The 18,945-nt window shown below is 68.9% G+C and carries 15 protein-coding genes, 1 tRNA gene and 1 riboswitch; of the genes, 7 read left to right on the forward strand and 9 right to left on the reverse strand.

Features of this window, described 5'->3' with window-relative positions; genetic code table 11:
• The first annotated feature begins 115 nt into the window (after positions 1-115).
• The 5 genes from hflK to msrA all read left to right on the forward strand — a co-directional run bounded on the left by hflK (position 116) and on the right by msrA (position 4,574).
• Positions 116-1,195: an FtsH protease activity modulator HflK gene (gene hflK / locus PCA_RS06305; protein WP_181301749.1), complete on the forward strand. Its 1,080-nt coding sequence runs from the start codon at positions 116-118 to the stop codon at positions 1,193-1,195.
• Positions 1,192-2,064 (forward strand): protease modulator HflC, encoded by an 873-nt coding sequence (gene hflC, locus PCA_RS06310; protein ID WP_181301750.1) that lies wholly within the window; start codon positions 1,192-1,194, stop codon positions 2,062-2,064. The genes hflK and hflC overlap by 4 nt, the downstream gene beginning before the upstream one ends.
• Before the next feature lie 124 nt (positions 2,065-2,188).
• Positions 2,189-3,481: an adenylosuccinate synthase gene (locus tag PCA_RS06315; protein ID WP_181301811.1), complete on the forward strand. Its 1,293-nt coding sequence runs from the start codon at positions 2,189-2,191 to the stop codon at positions 3,479-3,481.
• A 131-nt stretch (positions 3,482-3,612) separates the two neighbouring features.
• Positions 3,613-4,059, forward strand: a complete 447-nt coding sequence (gene msrB, locus PCA_RS06320; protein WP_181301751.1) for a peptide-methionine (R)-S-oxide reductase MsrB — start codon at positions 3,613-3,615, stop codon at positions 4,057-4,059.
• Complete coding sequence (gene msrA / locus PCA_RS06325; RefSeq protein ID WP_181301752.1) at positions 4,059-4,574, forward strand: peptide-methionine (S)-S-oxide reductase MsrA; 516 nt, start codon at positions 4,059-4,061, stop codon at positions 4,572-4,574. The genes msrB and msrA overlap by 1 nt, the downstream gene beginning before the upstream one ends.
• 40 nt (positions 4,575-4,614) lie before the next feature.
• Here the strand turns inward: msrA and PCA_RS06330 are convergent, their stop codons facing one another.
• From PCA_RS06330 to PCA_RS06340, 3 genes are read right to left on the reverse strand one after another with little or no spacing between them, the layout of a single operon-like run.
• Positions 4,615-4,986, reverse strand: coding sequence for a hypothetical protein (locus PCA_RS06330; RefSeq protein ID WP_181301753.1), 372 nt, complete (start codon positions 4,984-4,986; stop codon positions 4,615-4,617).
• 21 nt (positions 4,987-5,007) lie between these two features.
• The gene (locus PCA_RS06335) at positions 5,008-5,778 is read right to left on the reverse strand and encodes a LytTR family DNA-binding domain-containing protein (RefSeq protein WP_181301754.1); all 771 of its coding nucleotides are present in this window, start codon (positions 5,776-5,778) and stop codon (positions 5,008-5,010) included.
• Positions 5,775-7,037 (reverse strand): histidine kinase, encoded by a 1,263-nt coding sequence (locus PCA_RS06340; protein ID WP_181301755.1) that lies wholly within the window; start codon positions 7,035-7,037, stop codon positions 5,775-5,777. The genes PCA_RS06335 and PCA_RS06340 overlap by 4 nt, the downstream gene beginning before the upstream one ends.
• A gap of 280 nt (positions 7,038-7,317) precedes the next feature.
• Here PCA_RS06340 and PCA_RS06345 point away from each other — a divergent pair, with 280 nt between their 5' ends.
• Positions 7,318-9,972 carry a M1 family metallopeptidase gene (locus tag PCA_RS06345; protein ID WP_181301756.1) on the forward strand — a complete coding sequence of 885 codons (2,655 nt, stop codon included), beginning with the start codon at positions 7,318-7,320 and terminating at the stop codon, positions 9,970-9,972.
• 72 nt (positions 9,973-10,044) lie between these two features.
• Here PCA_RS06345 and PCA_RS06350 read toward each other — a convergent pair whose 3' ends face one another.
• The 4 genes from PCA_RS06350 to gcvP form a co-directional block, all read right to left on the reverse strand.
• Positions 10,045-11,208 carry a PatB family C-S lyase gene (locus PCA_RS06350; RefSeq protein ID WP_181301757.1) on the reverse strand — a complete coding sequence of 388 codons (1,164 nt, stop codon included), beginning with the start codon at positions 11,206-11,208 and terminating at the stop codon, positions 10,045-10,047.
• A 361-nt stretch (positions 11,209-11,569) separates the two neighbouring features.
• Positions 11,570-13,714 (reverse strand): 5-histidylcysteine sulfoxide synthase, encoded by a 2,145-nt coding sequence (ovoA, locus tag PCA_RS06355; RefSeq protein WP_255436702.1) that lies wholly within the window; start codon positions 13,712-13,714, stop codon positions 11,570-11,572.
• Between the two features lie 204 nt (positions 13,715-13,918).
• Positions 13,919-14,149 (reverse strand): hypothetical protein, encoded by a 231-nt coding sequence (locus PCA_RS06360; RefSeq protein WP_219918584.1) that lies wholly within the window; start codon positions 14,147-14,149, stop codon positions 13,919-13,921.
• A gap of 79 nt (positions 14,150-14,228) precedes the next feature.
• Positions 14,229-17,150, reverse strand: coding sequence for an aminomethyl-transferring glycine dehydrogenase (gene gcvP / locus PCA_RS06365; protein ID WP_181301760.1), 2,922 nt, complete (start codon positions 17,148-17,150; stop codon positions 14,229-14,231).
• A gap of 37 nt (positions 17,151-17,187) precedes the next feature.
• Positions 17,188-17,281: riboswitch (glycine riboswitch) on the reverse strand.
• A 284-nt stretch (positions 17,282-17,565) separates the two neighbouring features.
• Between gcvP and PCA_RS06370 the strand changes: the two genes are divergently transcribed.
• Positions 17,566-17,973: a VOC family protein gene (locus tag PCA_RS06370; RefSeq protein WP_181301761.1), complete on the forward strand. Its 408-nt coding sequence runs from the start codon at positions 17,566-17,568 to the stop codon at positions 17,971-17,973.
• Between the two features lie 91 nt (positions 17,974-18,064).
• On the opposite strand, the gene PCA_RS06375 is transcribed toward PCA_RS06370, so the two are convergent.
• Positions 18,065-18,694, reverse strand: a complete 630-nt coding sequence (locus tag PCA_RS06375) for an HAD-IA family hydrolase (RefSeq protein WP_255436703.1) — start codon at positions 18,692-18,694, stop codon at positions 18,065-18,067.
• 76 nt (positions 18,695-18,770) lie between these two features.
• Positions 18,771-18,855: transfer RNA gene (locus tag PCA_RS06380), tRNA-Leu, on the reverse strand.
• Between the last annotated feature and the right edge of the window lie 90 nt (positions 18,856-18,945).

Raw genomic sequence — 18,945 nt, forward strand, 5'->3', positions numbered from 1 at the left:
GTCGAAAACCTCGATCGCCATGTCGGTATGCAGCCCCGTCACGCCACATGCGATTTCCGTTCAACCCGATGTATCCCGGTGCGGCTGGCCGGGGTCACCAGCGACGAGACTGACAATGGCCTGGAATGAACCCGGCGGCGGCCAGCGCGACCCCTGGAACCGCCAGCGCCCGAACAGCGGCGGCTTCTCGCCGGAGCAGTGGCTGAAGGACTTCGGCAAGCATTTCGGCAGGCTGGGGCGCGGCCCCGGCGGCATCCTCACCGCGATCGTCGTGCTGGTCGTGATGTTCCTGCTGATGAGCAGCTACACCATCATCGGCGCGCGCCAGGTCGGCGTGGTGCTGCGTTTCGGCGAATACGCGCGCTCGCTGCCGCCGGGCTTCCACCTCAAGCTGCCCAACCCGATCGAGAGCGTGGACAAGGTCGAGGCCACGGGCATCCGCTCGGTCAACGACCGCGTTTCCATGCTCACCCGCGACGAGAACATCATCGCCATCGACTTCACCGTGCAGTACCAGGTGGACGACGCGTACAAGTACCTGTTTTCGGTGAGCGACCCCGACGCCAGCGTGGGCGCCGCCGCCGAGGCCGCGGTGCGTTCGGTGATCGGCAGCAGCGACATGGACCAGGTCCTCTCCGCCGACGGCTCGACCCTGGTGACCCAGGCGCAGCAGGCGCTGCAGAAGACGCTGGACAGCTACAACAGCGGCCTGCGCGTCACCGAGGTGAGCTTCCAGAACGTGGCGCCGCCGGCCGAGGTGAAGGACGCCTTCGACGACGTCAACAACGCGCGCGAAGACAAGCAGAGCATCGAGAACAACGCGCTCGCCTACGCGAACAAGGTGGTGCCGGTGGCGCGCGGCGACGCGGCGCGCATCGCCGCCGAGGCCGAAGGCTACAAGGCCGAGCGCATCGCGCGCGCGCAGGGCGACGTCGCCCGCTTCGACCTGCTGCTGAAGGAATACAAGGCGGCGCCTGCGGTGACCCGCAAGCGCCTGTGGCTGGAGACCATGGAACAGGTGATGGCCGACAACCCCAAGGTGATCGACGGTTCCGGCGGACGCAACATCATCAACCTGCCGGCCGCCCAGCGCACGCGTGGCGCTGCCGATGCCACCGGCAACGCCGCGGCGTCGGTGATTGCGCCCGCCTCGGCCAGTTCCAGCGGCGACGCGGACAAGGAGAAGCAGCCATGAGGCGTATCGTCGCCCTCGCCGTTGCGGCGCTGCTGGTGCTGCTCGGCCTGAGCAGCGTGTTCGTGGTGAACGAGGGGCAGAGCGCGTTGCTGCTGCAGTTCGGCCGCATCGTGCGCGCCGACTACGCGCCGGGCCTGCACTTCAAGCTCCCGGTGATCCAGCAGGTGTTGCATTTCGACAAGCGCATCCTGTCGCTGGACGCGCAGCCCGAGCGCTACTTCACCTCCGAGAAGAAGAGCGTCAACGTCGACTTCTACGTGAAGTGGCGCATCGCCGACAACGCGGCCTACTACCGCGCCACCGGCGGCGACCAGTTGCAGGCGGCGCAGCGGCTGACCCCGATCATCAAGGACGCGCTGCGCTTCGAGTTCAACGCGCGCACCCTGCAGGACCTGATCTCGGGCGGCCGCAAGGACATCACCGAGCGGGTGCGCCAGCAGACGGATGCCTCCGCGCGCAAGAACCTCGGCATCGGCGTGGTCGACGTGCGCATCAAGCGCATCGACCTGCCGGACGAGGTGAGCGAGTCGGTGTACAAGCGCATGCGTGCCGAGCGCCTGCAGCTGGCCAACGAGTTGCGCTTCACCGGCCAGGAAGTGGCGGAGAAGATCAAGGCCGACGCCGACCGCCAGGGCCAGGTGCTGCGCGCCGATGCCGGGCGCGACGCGGCCAAGGTGCGCGGCGAGGGCGATGCGCAGGCTGCGGCCATCTATGCGCAGGCCTACAGCCAGGATCCGGACTTCTTCGCATTCTACCGCAGCCTCGCCGCCTACAGGAAATCGTTCGAGGACGGCAAGGGCGTGCTGATCCTCAAGCCCGATTCGGAGTTCCTGCGCTACTTCGGCAATCCGGAGCAGGGCAGGCATTGAGCGTCGCGTCGCCCGGACGGGCGGCGCACCGCAGGCGTCACCAACGAGTTCACGGCCGCCACGCGCCGACACGATTCCCCTTTCGCGCTCCCCCACGGGGCGCTTCCAAATGAGCGAGAACATCATGGGCAAGTCGGTAGTCATCCTCGGAGCCCAGTGGGGCGACGAAGGCAAAGGCAAGATCGTCGACCTGCTGACCGAGCGGGTCAGCGCGGTGGCGCGCTTCCAGGGCGGCCACAACGCGGGCCACACCCTGGTCATCAAGGGCAAGAAGACCGTGCTGCACCTGATCCCCTCGGGCATCCTGCGCGACGACGCGCAGTGCCTGATCGGCAACGGCGTGGTGCTGTCGCCCGAGGCGCTGATCAAGGAAATCGCCGAGCTGGAAGAGCAGGGCGTGGACGTGCGTTCGCGCGTCAAGATCAGCCCGGCGACGCCGCTGATCATGCCGTACCACATCGCCGTGGACAAAGCGCGCGAAGCCGCCGCCGGCAAGAGCGCGATCGGCACCACCGGCCGCGGCATCGGTCCCGCCTACGAGGACAAGGTGGCGCGCCGCTCCATCCGCGTGGCCGACCTGATGTACCCGCACGAACTGCCGGCGCTGCTGAAGACCGCGGTGGAGTACCACAACTTCATCCTCACCCAGTGGCTGAAGGCCGAGCCGGTGGACTACGACACCGTGCTGAAGGATGCGCTGGCCTGGGGCGAGTACATCAGGCCGCTGGTGGACGACGTCGCCACCATCCTGCACGACGTGCGCAGCGAGGGCGGCAACATCCTGTACGAGGGCGCGCAGGGCGCGCTGCTGGACATCGACCACGGCACCTATCCCTACGTCACCTCGTCCAACACCACGGTGGGCGGCGCGCTGGCCGGCACCGGCGTGGGCGCGCACGACATCGACTACGTGCTGGGCATCTGCAAGGCCTACGCCACGCGCGTGGGCAGCGGCCCGTTCCCCACCGAACTCAACGACGAGATGGGCGAGCGCCTGCGCAAGGTCGGCAACGAGTTCGGCGCCAGCACCGGCCGCCCGCGCCGCTGCGGCTGGATCGACCTGGTGGCGCTGAAGCGCGCGGTGCAGATCAACGGCATCAACGGCCTCGCCATCACCAAGCTGGACGTGCTCGACGGCCTGGAGTCGATCAAGGTCTGCGTCGCCTACGAGTACCGCGGCAAGCGCCGCGAACTGGCGCCGCTGGACGCGGACGGCTGGGACGAGTGCAAGCCGGTGTACCTGGAGTTCCCGGGCTGGGAGGAATCCACCGCCGGCATCCGCGACTGGAACAAGCTGCCCGCCGCCGCCCGCGCCTACCTGCGCGCGGTGGAGGAACTCTCCGGCTGCAAGCTCGCCATCGTCGCCACCGGCGCCGACCGCGACGACACCATCGTGCTGGACGATCCGTTCGCCTGAGCGGGCGTGTCCGGGACGTGACGAGGAACCCCGCCGCGCGCGGGGTTTTTCGTCGGGTGCGGTACGCTTGCTTGGATCGCCGGGGCACGTCCCCATATCGATTCGGGCCGATGTCACCGTGGAGGCCGACCATGTCCCAGTATCGCAAGACGCCCGAAGCGCTCGCCCGGCTGACGCCCGAGCAGTACCGCGTCACCCAGCAGAACGCCACCGAACGGCCCGGCACGGGCGAATACCTGCACCACGCCGCGCCGGGCATCTATGTCGACGTGGTGAGCGGCGAGCCGCTGTTCGCCTCCGCGGACAAGTTCGACGCGCATTGCGGCTGGCCCAGCTTCACCCGGCCGCTGCAGCCGGCCAGCGTGCGCGAGCTGGGCGACGACTCGCACGGCATGCTGCGCACCGAGGTGCGCTCCGCGCAGGGCGACAGCCATCTGGGCCATGTATTCCCGGACGGGCCCACCGCGAGCGGCGGACTGCGCTACTGCATCAACTCCGCGTCGCTGCGCTTCGTGCCGCGCGCCGAGATGGAAGCCCAGGGCTACGGCGCCTGGCTGGACCAGGTGGAGGACGCGTGATGGCCACCGAACGCGCCGTGCTCGCCGGCGGCTGTTTCTGGGGCGTGCAGGAACTGCTGCGCAAGCTGCCCGGCGTGCTGTCCACCCGCACCGGCTACGCCGGCGGCGACGTGCCGAACGCCACCTATCGTCACCACGGCAGCCACGCCGAGGCGGTGGAGATCGTGTTCGATCCCGCCCGCATCGGCTACCGCGAGCTGCTGGAATTCTTCTTCCAGATCCACGATCCCAGCACGCCGAACCGGCAGGGCAACGACCGCGGCAGCTCCTATCGCTCGCTGATCCTGTACGCCAGCGTGGCGCAGAAGCGCATCGCCGAAGACACCATCGCCGACGTCGATGCTTCCGGCCTGTGGCCCGGCAAGGTGGCGACCGAGCTGCAGCCGCTGGGCGACTTCTGGGAGGCCGAACCGGAGCACCAGGACTACCTGCAGCACTATCCCGGCGGCTACACCTGCCACTTCGTGCGGCCGGGCTGGCGTCTGCCGCGGCGCGCGGAAGACGCGGCGCGCTGATCGCGCGGGCGGCGCGGTTGGCGCCGCAGGAAAACGGATGTCACGGTGCCGCGGGCGGCGTTCCCGCGGCGTGACCGGGCGTGCATGCCGCCGTCATCGCGCCGGCCTCGGACCGCATGCAGACGTGCACGCCGTGGGGCGGATCGGCAAGCGTCCGTTCGCCGCCTGCGGCCACCGCGAATGCCTGCAGCGGCGGCTTGCTGCAGGTGGCGTCGGTGCAGTCCGGGTCGAACAAGGCGTAGTGGCATTGCCCGCTGGCACTGACGCGGCACTCGAAACGCGCCGACAGTTCGCCGATGGTGACGCGGCTGTCGAAGACGGTCCGGCCGTTTTCGCTGGCGCGCGTGACCAGCACGCGTTCTCCCGGTGTGCAGCCGGCCAGCAGCAGGATGATGGCGATGAGTTTGTACATGGAGACACCTCGCGTGCGGGGTCACATGTTGCGGAACAGCGCCATGAAGGGCTGGCTCACGGTGAGGGTTTCGGGGCGTTGCCTGAGGCGCACCGTGCCCTTGCCGCTGTCGTCGCGAACGATGGCGGCGATGGCTTTCAGGTTGACGATGGTGGAGCGGTGGATCTGCTTGAACGCCGCCGGGTCGAGCTGCTCCAGCAGTTCGCGGATGGGCTTGCGCAGCAGCGCCTCGCCCTCGGCGGTCACCGCCACGGTGTACTTGTGGTCGGCGCGGAAGTAGGCGACGTCGTCGACCATGATCAGTCGCGTTTCGCGGCCCGTGCCGGCGGTGATCCAGGTCAGCGGCGGTGCTGCGGCAGTGAGCGCGCCGCCCTGCGCCAGCTCGCGCAACAGCAGGGCCAGGTCGCCGTGCGCGGTCTGGCCGGCGGTGACGCGGCGCTGCAGCCGTTCCACGGTGGCGGCCAGGCGCTCGGCGGCGATGGGCTTCAGCAGGTAGTCGATCGCGCCGCGCTCGAACGCGTCGATGGCGTACTGGTCGTAGGCGGTGGTGAACACCACCTGCGTCGCCGGACTGGCGGTGGCGGCCGCGGCGGCCACTTCCAGGCCATTCAGGCCGGGCATGCGGATGTCGAGGAAGGCCACGTCCGGCTGCTGCGCCGCGATGGCCTCCAGCGCTTCGGCGCCGTCCTCGCATTCGGCGACCACGTCCAGTTCCGGCCACGCATCGCCCAGCAGGCGTTTCAGCGCATCGCGCAGCAGCGGTTCGTCCTCGGCGATGACGGCGCGGGTCATGGACGCGCTTCCACGGCGACCGGCGGCGCTTGCGGCGCCGGCACGGTGAGCGTGGCGGCCACGCCCTCGGGCACGTTCGCGACCACCGCCAGCGAGGCGCGCGGCCCGTAAACAAGCTGCAGGCGTTCGCGCACGTTCTTCAGGCCGATGCCGGTGCCGCCGCCCGCGGGGCCGAAGCCCTGGCCGTCGTCGGCCACGGTGACCGCCACGCTGTCGCCGTCGCGGCGGCCGAAGATCCACACGGTGCCGCCGCCGGGCTTGGGCTCCAGCCCGTGCTTGATCGCGTTCTCGACCAGGGTCTGCAGCATCATCGGCGGCAGGGTGACGGCGCGCAGCGCGTCGGGCACCTCGATCTTCATCTCCAGCCGCGCGCCCATGCGGATCTTCAGGATTTCGAGGTAGGCGCGGGCGCGTTCCAGTTCCTCGCCCAGCGTGGACAGCGTTTCCTCCGCGCTGGGCAGCGAATGGCGCAGGTACTGGATGAGGTGGCCGAGCATGCGGTCGGCCTGCGCCGGTTCGCTGCGCGTGAGGTATTGCGCGCTGGCCAGCGTGTTGTAGAGGAAGTGCGGCTCCACCTGCGCGTGCAGCAGGTTCAGCCTGGCCTGGGCCAGTTCCTTGTCGGTGACGGCCTGGGTGGCGGCCTGTCGCTCGCGGCGCCGGCGTTCGGCCACGCGACGGGCGAGCGCGCGGGAGATCGCCTCGGCGTTCACCAGGTTGGTGCCGTCGTCCACGCGGAACCAGTCGGTCCATGCGCCGCTTTCCGGTTCGCACACCAGGGTGACGCTGCCGATGTCGTCGCCCGGCGTCACCGTGGCGAAGATCTGGTTGCGCCGGCCGCCCAGCCAGCTGAAGGGATTGAGCCAACCGAGCACGGTGCGGCCGTAGGGATTGGGCCGTAGCACCTTGGCGCGCACCTGCAGGCTGTCGCGGGCGCTTTCGACTTCCTCGGTGTAGGGCAGTTCGCGGATGGTCGCATCCAGCATGTCGAACGCCTCGCCGGCTTCGAACGGCAACTCGATCTGCCGGCGCTGGCGGTTGCCCAGCGTCGCCAGGCTCACGTGCCCGGCGAGCAGGCGCACGCGCCGCAGGTGCGAGAACGCGCCCGTGACCACCAGCGCCAGCACGACGGCGGCGAGGAGTTCCGGCAGCGGCGACAGGCTGCGGAACGGGCCGGAATTGGAGACCAGGCCTGCCACGCAGATCAGTAGCAGCAGCCACGCGACGACCAGCCGCGCCACGAAGAAAATACCCTTGATCACTGGCTGTCCCCGGTGGTGGATCGATGGGGCCGAGCATAGCGGCCGCGCCGGCGGCTTTCGCCGGGCATGCGACGAACACCGCTGCGGCGGGAACGAACCGGGGGAAATGCGGTGCAGGCAGGGCGCATCGCCCTGGAGGACATGACTTCCGGCCGTGTCTGGCCGTGGCGGCTGGCGCCACCATGGGCGTCGGGGAAGCGTTTGCCTCATTTCATCGGCCGTCGGTTTCACGGCGCCTTCCGGCACCGTGGGCCATGTTTCGCCTCAAGGAGGGGTTTTCATGCGCAAATCACTGGTTTCCGCGATCGCACTGGCGCTCGCCGTTTCTGCCGGCGGCCTGGTGGCGATGCCGGCGCAGCCTGCCGCCGCCGCATCGTCGCCGGCGCCCACCCAGTTGCCGCGCGGCGTACGGCCCACGCATTACGAGGTGGCCATCGTGCCGCACGCGGACACGCTGAGCTTCGACGGCAAGGTGACGGTGGACGTGGACGTGCTGAAGCCCACGGCCAGCATCACGCTCAACGCGCTGGGCATGAAGTTCGCCTCGGCGAGGCTCGTGCCGGCCTCGGGCAGGGGCGCCACCGCCACGGCCAGGGTGGCGGTGGATGAGAAGGCGCAGACCGCCACCTTCACGTTCGCCAAGCCGGTCGCCCCCGGCCGCTACAAGCTGGCGATGGATTACGTGGGCACCATCGGCACCCAGGCCAACGGCTTGTTCGCCATCGACTACCCCACCGAGGGCGGCCAGAAGCGTGCGCTGTTCACCCAGTTCGAGAACTCCGACGCCCGCCGCTTCATCCCCTCGTGGGACGAGCCGGCGTACAAGGCCAGCTTCGACCTCTCGGTGACCGTGCCCGCCGACGAGATGGCGGTGAGCAACATGCCGGTGGCCTCGAAGACGGATGCGGGCCACGGCCTGGCGAAGGTGACTTTCCGGACCACGCCGAAGATGTCCACCTACCTGCTGTTCTTCGGCCTGGGCGACTTCGACCGTGCGACCACCACCTCGGACGGCACCGAGATCGGCGTGATCATGCAGAAGGGCAAGCGCGCGCAGGCGGCCTTCGCGCTGGAATCGGCCAAGGCGGTGCTGCACGACTACAACGAATACTTCGGCATCAAGTACCCGCTGCCCAAGCTGGACAACATCGCCGCGCCGGGCAGCAGCCAGTTCTTCTCGGCGATGGAGAACTGGGGCGCGATCTTCACCTTCGAGTACGCGATGCTGCTCGACCCCTCGTTCTCCACGCAGGGCGACAAGATGCAGGTGTTCGGCACCGCGGCGCACGAGATGGCGCACCAGTGGTTCGGCGACCTGGTGACCATGAACTGGTGGGACAACCTGTGGCTCAACGAGGGCTTCGCCTCGTGGATGGCCTCGCGCGAGACGGAAATGCGGCATCCGGAATGGAACGCCGCGCTCGATGCGGTGGGCACGCGCGAAGGCGCGATGTCGCGCGACGCGGTGGCCACCACCCATCCGGTGGTGCAGAAGATCGACACCGTGGAAGAGGCCAGCCAGGCCTTCGACACCATCACCTACGCGAAGGGCGAGGCGGTGATCCGCATGCTGGAGGCCTATGTCGGGCCCGAGGCCTGGCGCCAGGGCGTGCACAACTACCTGCAGGCGCATGCCTACGGCAACACTGTTTCCGACGACCTGTGGCACGCGATGGACGGCGTGGCCGGCGGCAAGCCGATCACCCGGGTGGCGCACGACTTCACCTTGCAGCCGGGTGTACCGATGATCAAGGTGGGTGCGGCCGCATGCAGCAACGGCGAAACCACCGTCAAGCTCACCCAGGGCGAGTTCACCAAGGATCGCCCGGACAAGCAGCCGCTGCGCTGGCACGTGCCGGTGATCGCGCAGGTGCTGGGCAACGCCACGGCCAGCACGCTGGTGGAGGGCTCCGCCACGCTGAAGCTCAAGGGCTGCGGGCCGGTGCTGGTGAACGCGGGACAGAGCGGCTACTACCGCACGCTGTATGCGCCCAACCAGCTCGCCGCGCTGAAGCAGGACTTCACCAGGCTCGCGCCGATCGACCAGCTGGGCCTGATGGGCGACACCTGGGCCGAGAGCATGGCCGGCCTGGAACCGGTGTCGGATTTCCTGGACCTGGCCAAGGCCACGCCGGCCGATGCCGTGCCGGAGGTCTGGGCGGAAGTGGCCGGCAGCCTCATGGCGCTGGACGACTATTACCGCGGCGACCAGACGCGGCAGGACCGCTTCCGCAAGCATGCGACGGCGCGGCTCAAGCCGGTGTTCGCGCGGGTGGGCTGGGATGCCCGGCCGGACGAAAGCACCTCGACCACGCTGCTGCGTACCCAGTTGATCGGCGCGCTGGCCGAGCTGGGCGACCAGGACGTGCTCAAGGAAGTACGCCGCCGCTACGACGCCCAGGCCACCGATCCCAAGGCGGTGCCGGCCGCCTTGCGCAAGACCATCCTCGGCATCGTGGCGCGGCACGCCGACGCCGCCACCTGGGACAGGCTGCACGCCGAAGCCAGGGCCGAGAAATCGCCGATGATCCGCGACCGCCTGTACGGCCTGCTCGCCGCCGCCACGGACAAGGCGCTGGCCCAGCGTGCGCTGGATCTCGCGCTCACCGACGAGCCGGGCGCCACCAACAGCGCCGGCATGATAGGCAGCGTGTCCCGCCGGCATCCGGAACTGGCCTACGACTTCGCCATGGCGCACCGCGCGCAGGTGGACAAGCTGGTCGACTCCTCCTCCAGCACCCGCTACTACCCGGCCCTTGGCGGCAGCTCGTTCGACCCGGCGATGATCGAAAAGATCAAGGCCTACGAGGCCACCATCGCCCCGGGCGCGCGCCGTCCCGCCGACACCGTGATCGCCAACATCCAGTACCGCATGATGATCCGCAAGGACCGCCTGCCGGCGGTGGATGCGTGGCTGGCGAAGAACGGCGGTTGAGCGGGTCGGCAAGCGACACGACAAGGCCCCGCATGCGGGGCCTTGTCGTTTTCGACTCCCGGAAGAACAGCGTCAGCCCAGCGCCGCGTCGATGGCATCCAGCGCCGCTTCGACGTTGCGCCTTGGCGTGCCGATGTTCATGCGCACGAAGCCGCTGCCGCCGGGGCCGAAGTCGGGGCCGGGGTTGAGGCCCAGCTTGCAGCGGTGGACGAAGAAGTCGCGCAGCGCGGCGTCGTCCAGGTCCAGCGCGCGGCAGTCCAGCCACAGCAGGTAGCCGGCTTCGGGCGGTGTGAGGCGGATTGACGGAATGCGGGTGCGCAGATGGTCGGCGACGAGATCGCGGGTGCCGGCGAGGTAGGCCAGCAGGGTGTCGAGCCAGTCGTCGCCGTGGAGCCAGGCGGCTTCGGCGGCGGCGACGGCGAAGGGGTTGGCGTCGCCCAGGTGCAAGCTTGCGACGGTAGTGCGCAGCGCGTCGCGCAGGTCGGCGCGTGGGACAGCGAGGACGGCCAGTCCCAGCCCTTGCAGGTTGAAGGTCTTGCTGGGCGAGAGCAGGGCGACGACGCGGTCGCCGGGCTGCGCCAGGCTGGGCAGGGGATGGTGGCGGCCGCCGGACAGCGGAAGGTCGCCATGCACTTCGTCGCTGATGACGGTGAGGTCGTGGCGGCGTGCGATGCGCAGCACTTCCGCCAGTTCGTCCGGCGTCCACGCCCGGCCGACCGGGTTGTGCGGATTGCACAGCAGCAGGGCGCGCGCGCCGCTGCGTGCGCATTGTTCCAGCTGCGCGAAATCCATCGCGTAGCGGCCATCGGATTCGCGCAGCGGGTTGTGCAGCAGTCGCCGGCCGCAGCCTTCCACCGCGCCGCGGAAGCCGTGGTAGACCGGCGGCTGCACGATCACCGCGTCGCCTGCGGCGGTGCAGGCCTGCACCGCCGCGGACAGCGATGCGAACACGCCGGAAGCCGGCACCAGCCAATCGCGTTCGGCCTGCCAACGGTGGCGGCGCGCGCACCAATCAACCAGCGACTGGCACAGGCTGTCGGGGTACTGCGTGTAGCCGTAGATCGGGTGCCGCGCGCGGGCGAGCAGGGCTTCGCTCACGCAGGTGGGCGCGGCGAAATCCATGTCGGCGATCCACATCGGCTGGACGTCGGCGCGGCCGAATTTCTGCAGGCGGCCTTCGAACTTCAGCGCATGGGTGCCGCTGCGGTCGATTGGCTGGTCGAAGTCGGGGGACACGGTCAGGTCACCGGTGGAAACGCAGCCGTCGCTCCTGTGCAGGCAGGAGCCCAGTGGCTTTGCTTGCGCGCGGATGCGAGCGGAGCAGAGGCGCTGGACCCCGGCTTTCGCCGGGGTGACAGTGGAGCGGGTTGCGGAATGGGGTTGGAGCCCAATGGCTTTGCGTGCGGCGGGGATGCGAGCGGAGCTGGGGCGCTGGACCCCGGCTTTCGCCGGGGTGACGGTGGAGCGGGTTGCGGAATGAGGTTGGAGCCCAGTGGCTTTGCGTGCGGCGGGGATGCGAGCGGAGCAGAGGCGCTGGACCCCGGCTTTCGCCGGGGTGACGGAGAGGCGGGTTGGGGAAAACGGTGGAGGAGCGGGCTCACACGCGGCGCCGCCACAGGCTCACCTCGGACAAGGTGTGCTGGAATTTGCGTCGCGTCTCGCGTATCACGAACGGCACCTCGCGGGGGTCGCCCAAGCGTTCGAAGTGCGCGCCGAGGATGGCGTCGAGACCGTCGAGCGTGGTGAAGCTCTCGCCGTCCTTCTTGAAGCCACCCAGCCAGTCCGCGCGCGGCGTGTGTTCGGTGAGCCAGGTGTAGGGCGAGGCGATCATCAGCAGGCCGCCCGGGTTCAGCCGTTCGTGGATGGTTTCCAGGAACTGCGCGGGGTTGTACAGGCGGTCGATCAGGTTGGCGGCGAGGATGAGGTCGTAGCCGCCGAATTGCGGCTTGAGGTTGCAGGCGTCGCCCTGCCAGAACTCCACCTTGGCGGCGGTATCCGCCAGGCCCAGCTCGGCGAGGCTGCGCGACTTGTATTCGACCAGCTCGCCTTCGTCCTGCAGCAGGTAGCGCAGGCTGTCGCCGCGCGCCAGCGCCACGCCCTGGCCGATGAAGCGCGCGGAGAAATCCACGCCGGTGACGTGGTCGAAATGGCGCGCCAGTTCGAACGTGGCGCGGCCGGAGGCGCAGCCGAGATCCAGTGCGGTGCGTTTCGGCGCGTCGCCGCGTGCCGCGATGGCCAGTTCCGCCAGCGCCTGCGAGAAATTCGGTACGCCGAAGTAGCTGTCGCCGTAGTGGAACTCGGCGTATTCGGAGAGCAGCTTGTCGGTTTCGTAGTGCGAGGCCGGCGCGGGCTTGAGGTGCTTGGAAACCACGTAGCGGAAGCCCGCGTGCTGGAAGAAGTGGCGGCGGAACGCGTAGCGCGAGGCGGCTTCGGCCTCGTTCCCGGTGGCGATCCACGAACCGCCCTTCATCAGGTTGTGGCGGCCGTCGAAGGTGGGCGTGGTGAAGTCGTCGTAGATCGGGTGCACCTGGAAGCCTTCGAACGGATAGATCGGGGTTTCCGTCCACTGCCACGCGTTGCCGGCCACGTCGAAGAACTCGCCCTGCGCGAAGCGGTTCACCGGGCACGACGAGGCCCAGTGCGCGAGGTTGAGGTTCGCGTCCGGCGCTTCGCCGTGCGGTGCGCCGCGGCGGCTTTCGGCGTACAGCCGATACCACTCGTCCTCGGTGGGCAGGCGCACGGGCAGTCCGCTGCGCGCGGACTTCCAGCGGCAGAACGCCTTGGCCTCGTGGTAGTTCGTTTCCACCGGCCAGTCCCACGGCATCGCCACTTCCTCGGTGAGCAGGCGCAGACGCCAGCCATCGGCGGAGCGGCGCCAGAACGTGGGATGTGCGGCCCGGGCGAATTCGCGCCAGCCGTTGCCTTCCTCGTCCCAGTACTCGGGCTGGACGTAGCCGCCGTCGTCCACGAAGGCGAGGAACTCGCGGTTGCTGACCAGTTGGCGGCTGGCCTCGAAGGCCGGCACTTCAGCCGCGTGGCGGCCGTATTCGTTGTCCCAGCCGTAGGTCGCGCTGGAGATGTCGCGACCCAGCGCGACCGCGCCCGCCGGCACCTTCACCAGCGTGTTTTCCGGGGCCTCGCCGCTCTGCATGCAGGGGCGCCACGCGGGGTGCGGCTTCACGTAGGCCAGCTTGTGCTGGCGGATCAGCACGGAGGATGTTTCCAGGTGGATGCGCTCGTGCTCGATGCCCATCACGATGGCCCACCACGGGTGGTCCCAGCCTATCGGCAGCTCCAGCGGCGCCTCGTCGATCAGGCGCAGCACCAGGGCGCGCACCTTGTCGCGATACGCCTGCACCTCGGCGATGCCGGGCCAGTCGTAGTGCGTGTCGTCCAGGTCGTCCCAGCCCATCTCGTCCACGCCCACCGCGAACACGGATTCAAGGTGCGGATCGATGCGTTCCTCGATCAACCGGGTCAGCAGCAGCTTGTTGACGAAGAACGTGGCGGTGTGGCCGTAGTAGAAGATCAGCGGGTGGCGCAGCGTGATCGGCGGCTCGTACCAGGCTGCGTCGACGGCCAGCGTCTCGAACAGCGACTCGTAGCGGTCGAAGGTGCTGGTGAAGTAGTCGCGCAGCGTCTGGCGCATGCGCCGGGGATCGGATTCGTGCAGGTCCGGCGTGCGCGGCAGGGGCGTGGTGGCGACGCGGCTGCCGGGCTCGGCAAGCGTGGAAGCGTTCAAGGCGAAACCTCTCGATCCCGGGGAAACGGCGGTGCCTGGGGGCTGCATTCTGGCACGCATGGCGGCACGCGGCGCTGCAGGCATGTGCAAACTTCCACATGCGGTGAGTTGGCGGGGATTCAATGGGGGGGTGTTGCAGTCGACCCGGATTGAGGGGCGATTGGGCGCCCATTTGTCGAGCCGGTCCGCCATTACTTTTACGACCTACCTAATCGTGATAATCACACGGGCGGCCACCCGTGGCCGCACTCTGCCGTTGTTTTTGCGATCGTCCCTGATCGCGAAGATCACACGGGCGGCCATCCATGGCCGCACTCTGCCGATGTTTTTGCGATCGTCCATGATCGCGAAGATCACACGGGAGGCGATCCATGGCCGCACTCTGCCGATGTTTTTGCGATCATCCATGATCGCGAAGATCAAACGAGCGGCCATCCATGGCCGCACTCTTCAGAATGAAAAACGAGAAGCCCCGCGCTGGGCGGGGCTTCTCGTCGACATCGGACGTGGCGGCTCAGGCCTCGACTTCTTCCTTGTATGCATCCACCGGGATGCAGGCGCACATGATGTTCTTGTCGCCGTAGACGTTGTCCACGCGTGCCACCGGCGGCCAGTACTTCTGCTGCTTCAACGAGGGCAGCGGGAAGGCGGCCAGCTCGCGCGGGTAGGCGTGCGTCCACTCGCTGGCGCTGACCGCGGACGCGGTGTGCGGGGCGTTGCGCAGCGGGTTGTCGTCGCGGTCCAGCTTGCCTTCCTCCACCGCGCGGATCTCTTCGCGGATCTGGATCATCGCGTCGATGAAGCGGTCCAGCTCATGCTTCGATTCGCTCTCGGTGGGTTCCACCATCAGCGTGCCGGACACCGGGAAGCTCAGCGTGGGCGCGTGGAAGCCGAAGTCGATCAGGCGCTTCGCCACGTCCTCGGCGCCGATGCCGGTGGCGTCCTTGAGCGGGCGCAGGTCCAGGATGCACTCGTGCGCCACCAGGCCGTTGCGGCCGGTGTAGAGCGTCTCGTAGTGCGGCGCGAGGCGTTTGGCGATGTAGTTCGCGTTGAGCAGCGCGACCTGGGTGGCCTTGCGCAGGCCGGCCGTGCCCATCAGCGTGATGTACATCCACGAGATCGGCAGGATGGACGCGCTGCCGAACGTGGCGGCGCTGACCATCGCGCCGTTGCCGGTGCCCGCGGTGCGCACGCCGTCGCTGTCCAGCGCGCCCGGCAGGAACGGCGCGAGGTGCGAGCGCACCGCGCACGGGCCCACGCCCGGGCCGCCGCCGCCGTGCGGGATGCAGAAGGTCTTGTGCAGGTTGAGGTGGCTGACGTCCGAGCCCCACTTGCCGGGCTTCGCCACGCCCACCAGCGCGTTCATGTTGGCGCCGTCGGTGTACACCTGTCCGCCGTGCTGGTGGACGATGTCGCAGATCGCCACCACGTCCTCCTCGAACACGCCGTGGGTGGACGGGTAGGTGAGCATGATCGCGGCGAGGTTGGCCGAATGCTTCTCGGCCTGGGCGCGGATGTCGGCCACGTCCACGTTGCCGTTCGCGTCGCACTTGGTGACCACCACCTTCATGCCGCACAGGTTCGCGGACGCCGGGTTGGTGCCGTGCGCGGACTCGGGGATCAGGCAGATGTCGCGGTGGCCTTCGCCGCGCGAGCGGTGGTAGGCGCGTATCGCCAGCAGGCCGGTGTATTCGCCCTGCGCGCCGGAATTCGGCTGCAGGCTCACCGCGTCGTAGCCGGTGATTTCCACCAGCTGCGCTTCCAGGCCGGCGATGAGTTCGCGGTAGCCCTGCGCCTGGTCCGCCGGCGCGAACGGGTGGATGTCGGCGAACTCGGGCCAGGTCACCGGCATCATCTCGGCGGTGGCGTTGAGCTTCATGGTGCACGAGCCCAGCGGGATCATCGTGCGGTCCATCGCCAGGTCCTTGTCGGCCAGCGTGCGCAGGTAGCGCAGCAGCTCGTGTTCGGTGTGGTGCGTGTTGAACACCGGGTGCGTGAGGAACGGCGAGCTGCGCCGCAGCTCGGGCGGGATCAGCGACGGCGCGCTGGCGTCCAGCGCGTCGATGCCGGGCAGCTTCGCGTCGTCGCCGCCGAAGATGCGCCACAGCAGCTCGATGTCGGCGCGCGTGGTGGTTTCGTCCAGCGAGATGCACAGGTACTCGCCCCATGCCTTGCGCAGGTTCGCGCCGAGCGCCACCGCGCGCGCCGCGATCGCGTCGGTGCGCTCGCCGGTCTTCAGGCTCAGCGTGTCGAACGCGCTGTCGTGGTGGGTGGTGGTGAAGCCCAGCTGCTGCAGACCGGCCTTGAGGATGGCGGTGAGGCGCGCCACGCGCGAGGCGATGCGCACCAGGCCCTCCGGGCCGTGGTAGACGGCGTACATCGAGGCCATCACGGCCAGCAGCACCTGCGCGGTGCAGATGTTGCTGGTGGCCTTCTCGCGGCGGATGTGCTGCTCGCGCGTCTGCAGCGTGAGGCGGTAGGCCTTGTTGCCTTCGGCGTCGATGGACACGCCGATCAGGCGGCCGGGCATCGAGCGCTTGTACGCGTCGCGGCAGCCCATGAAGGCGGCGTGCGGGCCGCCGAAGCCGAACGGCACGCCGAAGCGCTGCGAGTTGCCGATCACGATGTCGGCGCCCATCTCGCCCGGCGTCTTCAGCAGGGTCAGCGCCAGCAGGTCGCTGGCGAAGATCGCCAGCGCGCCCTTGGCGTGGATTTTCGCGACCTCGTCGCTCCAGTCCATCAGCCAGCCGCTGCTGGTGGGGTACTGGATCAGCGCGGCGAAATAGTCGTCCGCGGCGATCGCGGCATCCCATTCCTCGGCGGAATTCGCCAGCTTCACCGTCAGGCCCAGCGGCTCGGCGCGCGTCTGCATCACCCCGATGGTCTGCGGATGCGCATCGCCGGATACCACGATGACGTTGCCCCTGGCCTTGGCCGAACGCTTCGCCAGCGTCATCGCCTCGGCGGCCGCGGTGGCTTCGTCCAGCAGCGAGGCGTTCGCGATCTCCATGCCGGTGAGGTCGGCGCACATGGTCTGGAAGTTGATCAGCGCCTCCATGCGGCCCTGCGAGATCTCCGCCTGGTACGGCGTGTAGGCCGTGTACCACGCAGGGTTCTCCAGGATGTTGCGCAGGATGACGTTGGGCGTGTGGGTGCCGTAGTAGCCCTGGCCGATGAAGCTGCGGAACACCTTGTTCCGGCCGGCGATGGCGCGGATCTTCGCCAGCGCGTCGACCTCGCTCACCGCCGCGGGCAGCGCCAGCGGGGCGGCGGACTTGATCGTCGCCGGCACGATCGCGTCGGTCATCGACTCCAGCGAGTCGTGCCCGACGATGCGCAGCATGCGCGCGATCTCGGCGTCGTTGGGGCCGATGTGGCGCGCGATGAACGCGTCGTGGTTTTCCAGCTCGTGCAGGGAGGGGGAGTTCTGGCTCATGGCAGGGGCGTCCGAAATCTGCGTGCATGCCGCACGCGGGCGCCCCTCTGTCCTTTTGCCTGAGAGTTTGGAGGCGTGAGCCTCGTGCCCCTTCGGCGGCGGATGCGACCGCTCTCTCCAGAGTGCTGTGCGCAGGATGGTATGGGGCCTGAGCGATTACGGGCGTTGCGCCTTCGGCAGCGGCCGATCCTTCAAGGAATGGCCGCTTCTCCCACCATGCGTTTCACCCGGCGGATTATACAGGGGCGCCGGCCCGCGCGCCTCGGCCCGGCCATCGGCGCCGGGGTCGCAGGGAGCCGTTCAGGAACTGTGGCCTGAGGCCGCAAACGCAGGATGCATACCGTCCGGCACACGCAGCGGGCATGGAGCGGCGGCTATGCTGCCGCTGCCCGTTTTTCCCGGCGGAGGAACCCCGATGATACGCATCGGCGAGATCGACCATGTCGTGCTGCGCGCCATCGACCCGGAGGCGATGCGGCGCTTCTACTGCGACGTGCTCGGCTGCCGCGAGGAGCGTCGCCAGGACGAGATCGGCCTGGTGCAGTTGCGCGCCGGCGCCTCGCTGATCGACCTGGTGGGCATGGACGGCAAGCTGGGCCGCATGGGCGGCGCCGCGCCGGGCAGCGAAGGCCACAACATGGACCACCTCTGCCTGCGGGTAGAGGACTACGACGAGGCGGCGATCCTCGCCCACCTCAAGGCGCACGGCGTGCGCATCGGCGAGCTGGGGTCGCGTTATGGCGCGCGCGGCGAGGGTCCGTCGATCTACTGCTACGACCCGCAGGGCAACATGGTGGAGCTGAAGGGGCCGGCGGTCATCTGAGGCTTCTGGAAGGTTCGAATCGCGGGCAGGATTCGAACCTTCCCTGGCGAAACGAAAAAGGTCGCCTTGCTGCGGCCGCGGGCAGCGAGGGTCACCCCTGATCGATCGTGGCGCCCAGGGCGGCGGCGAGGTTGCGGCAGTCGGCGAAGTGCCAGTCGGCAAGATCGGGCCAGCGGTTCACGGGCAGGTTCACCAACACGGACTGCGCGCCGGCAGCGCGGGCGCAGGCCAGATCGTGGGCATAGTCGCCGACCATCGTCAGCGTGGCCGGTTCGACCGCCCAGCGCCCAGCCAGCACGTGCAGGCCCGCGGGGTCGGGCTTGGGCGGCGCGTCTTCGCGGCCCAGCACGTCGCCCGGGTCGAAACAGTCGGCCAGGCCGATCCCTTCGAGGGAAAGCAGGGCCAGCTCGCGCAGGTTGCGGGTGAGGATGCCCAGCCGGCAGCCGCGCGCCGCGAGTGCGCGTACCAGCGCCGCAGCGCCGGCGGCGGGACGCGAGGCCTGCGCGAGTCCGCGTTCGTGCTCCAGCAGCCACGCGCGTTTCGCGTCCGCCTCGTGCGCGGGCAGCGCGGCGATGTGGGCGAGGATGTCCTCATCCGCACGGATGTCCAGCGCGCGGCGGATCGCGGCGAAATCGTGCACGGCCACGGTCAGCGTACCGTCCAGGTCGAACACCCAGTGGCGCCGTTCGGCGAGGGCATGGGGCGCGGACATCATCGGCATCGGCGGTTCATCCGTGGCGGCGCGTACGGATCGCAGAAACGACGAAGCCCGCATCGCTGCGGGCTTCGTCTACAATTGGTGCCCAGGAGAGGACTCGAACCTCCACGGTTTTACCCGCTAGTACCTGAAACTAGTGCGTCTACCAATTCCGCCACCTGGGCAAGGTGTCGCGCGAGCCAAGCGGGCTGCGTGAGCCGCGTAGAGTAGGGATCGGGCCGAACCTTGTCAACACTCAGGTTGACGCATTCATA

The organism is Rhodanobacter sp. PCA2 (genome assembly GCF_013620825.1).
Taxonomy (GTDB): domain Bacteria; phylum Pseudomonadota; class Gammaproteobacteria; order Xanthomonadales; family Rhodanobacteraceae; genus Rhodanobacter_A.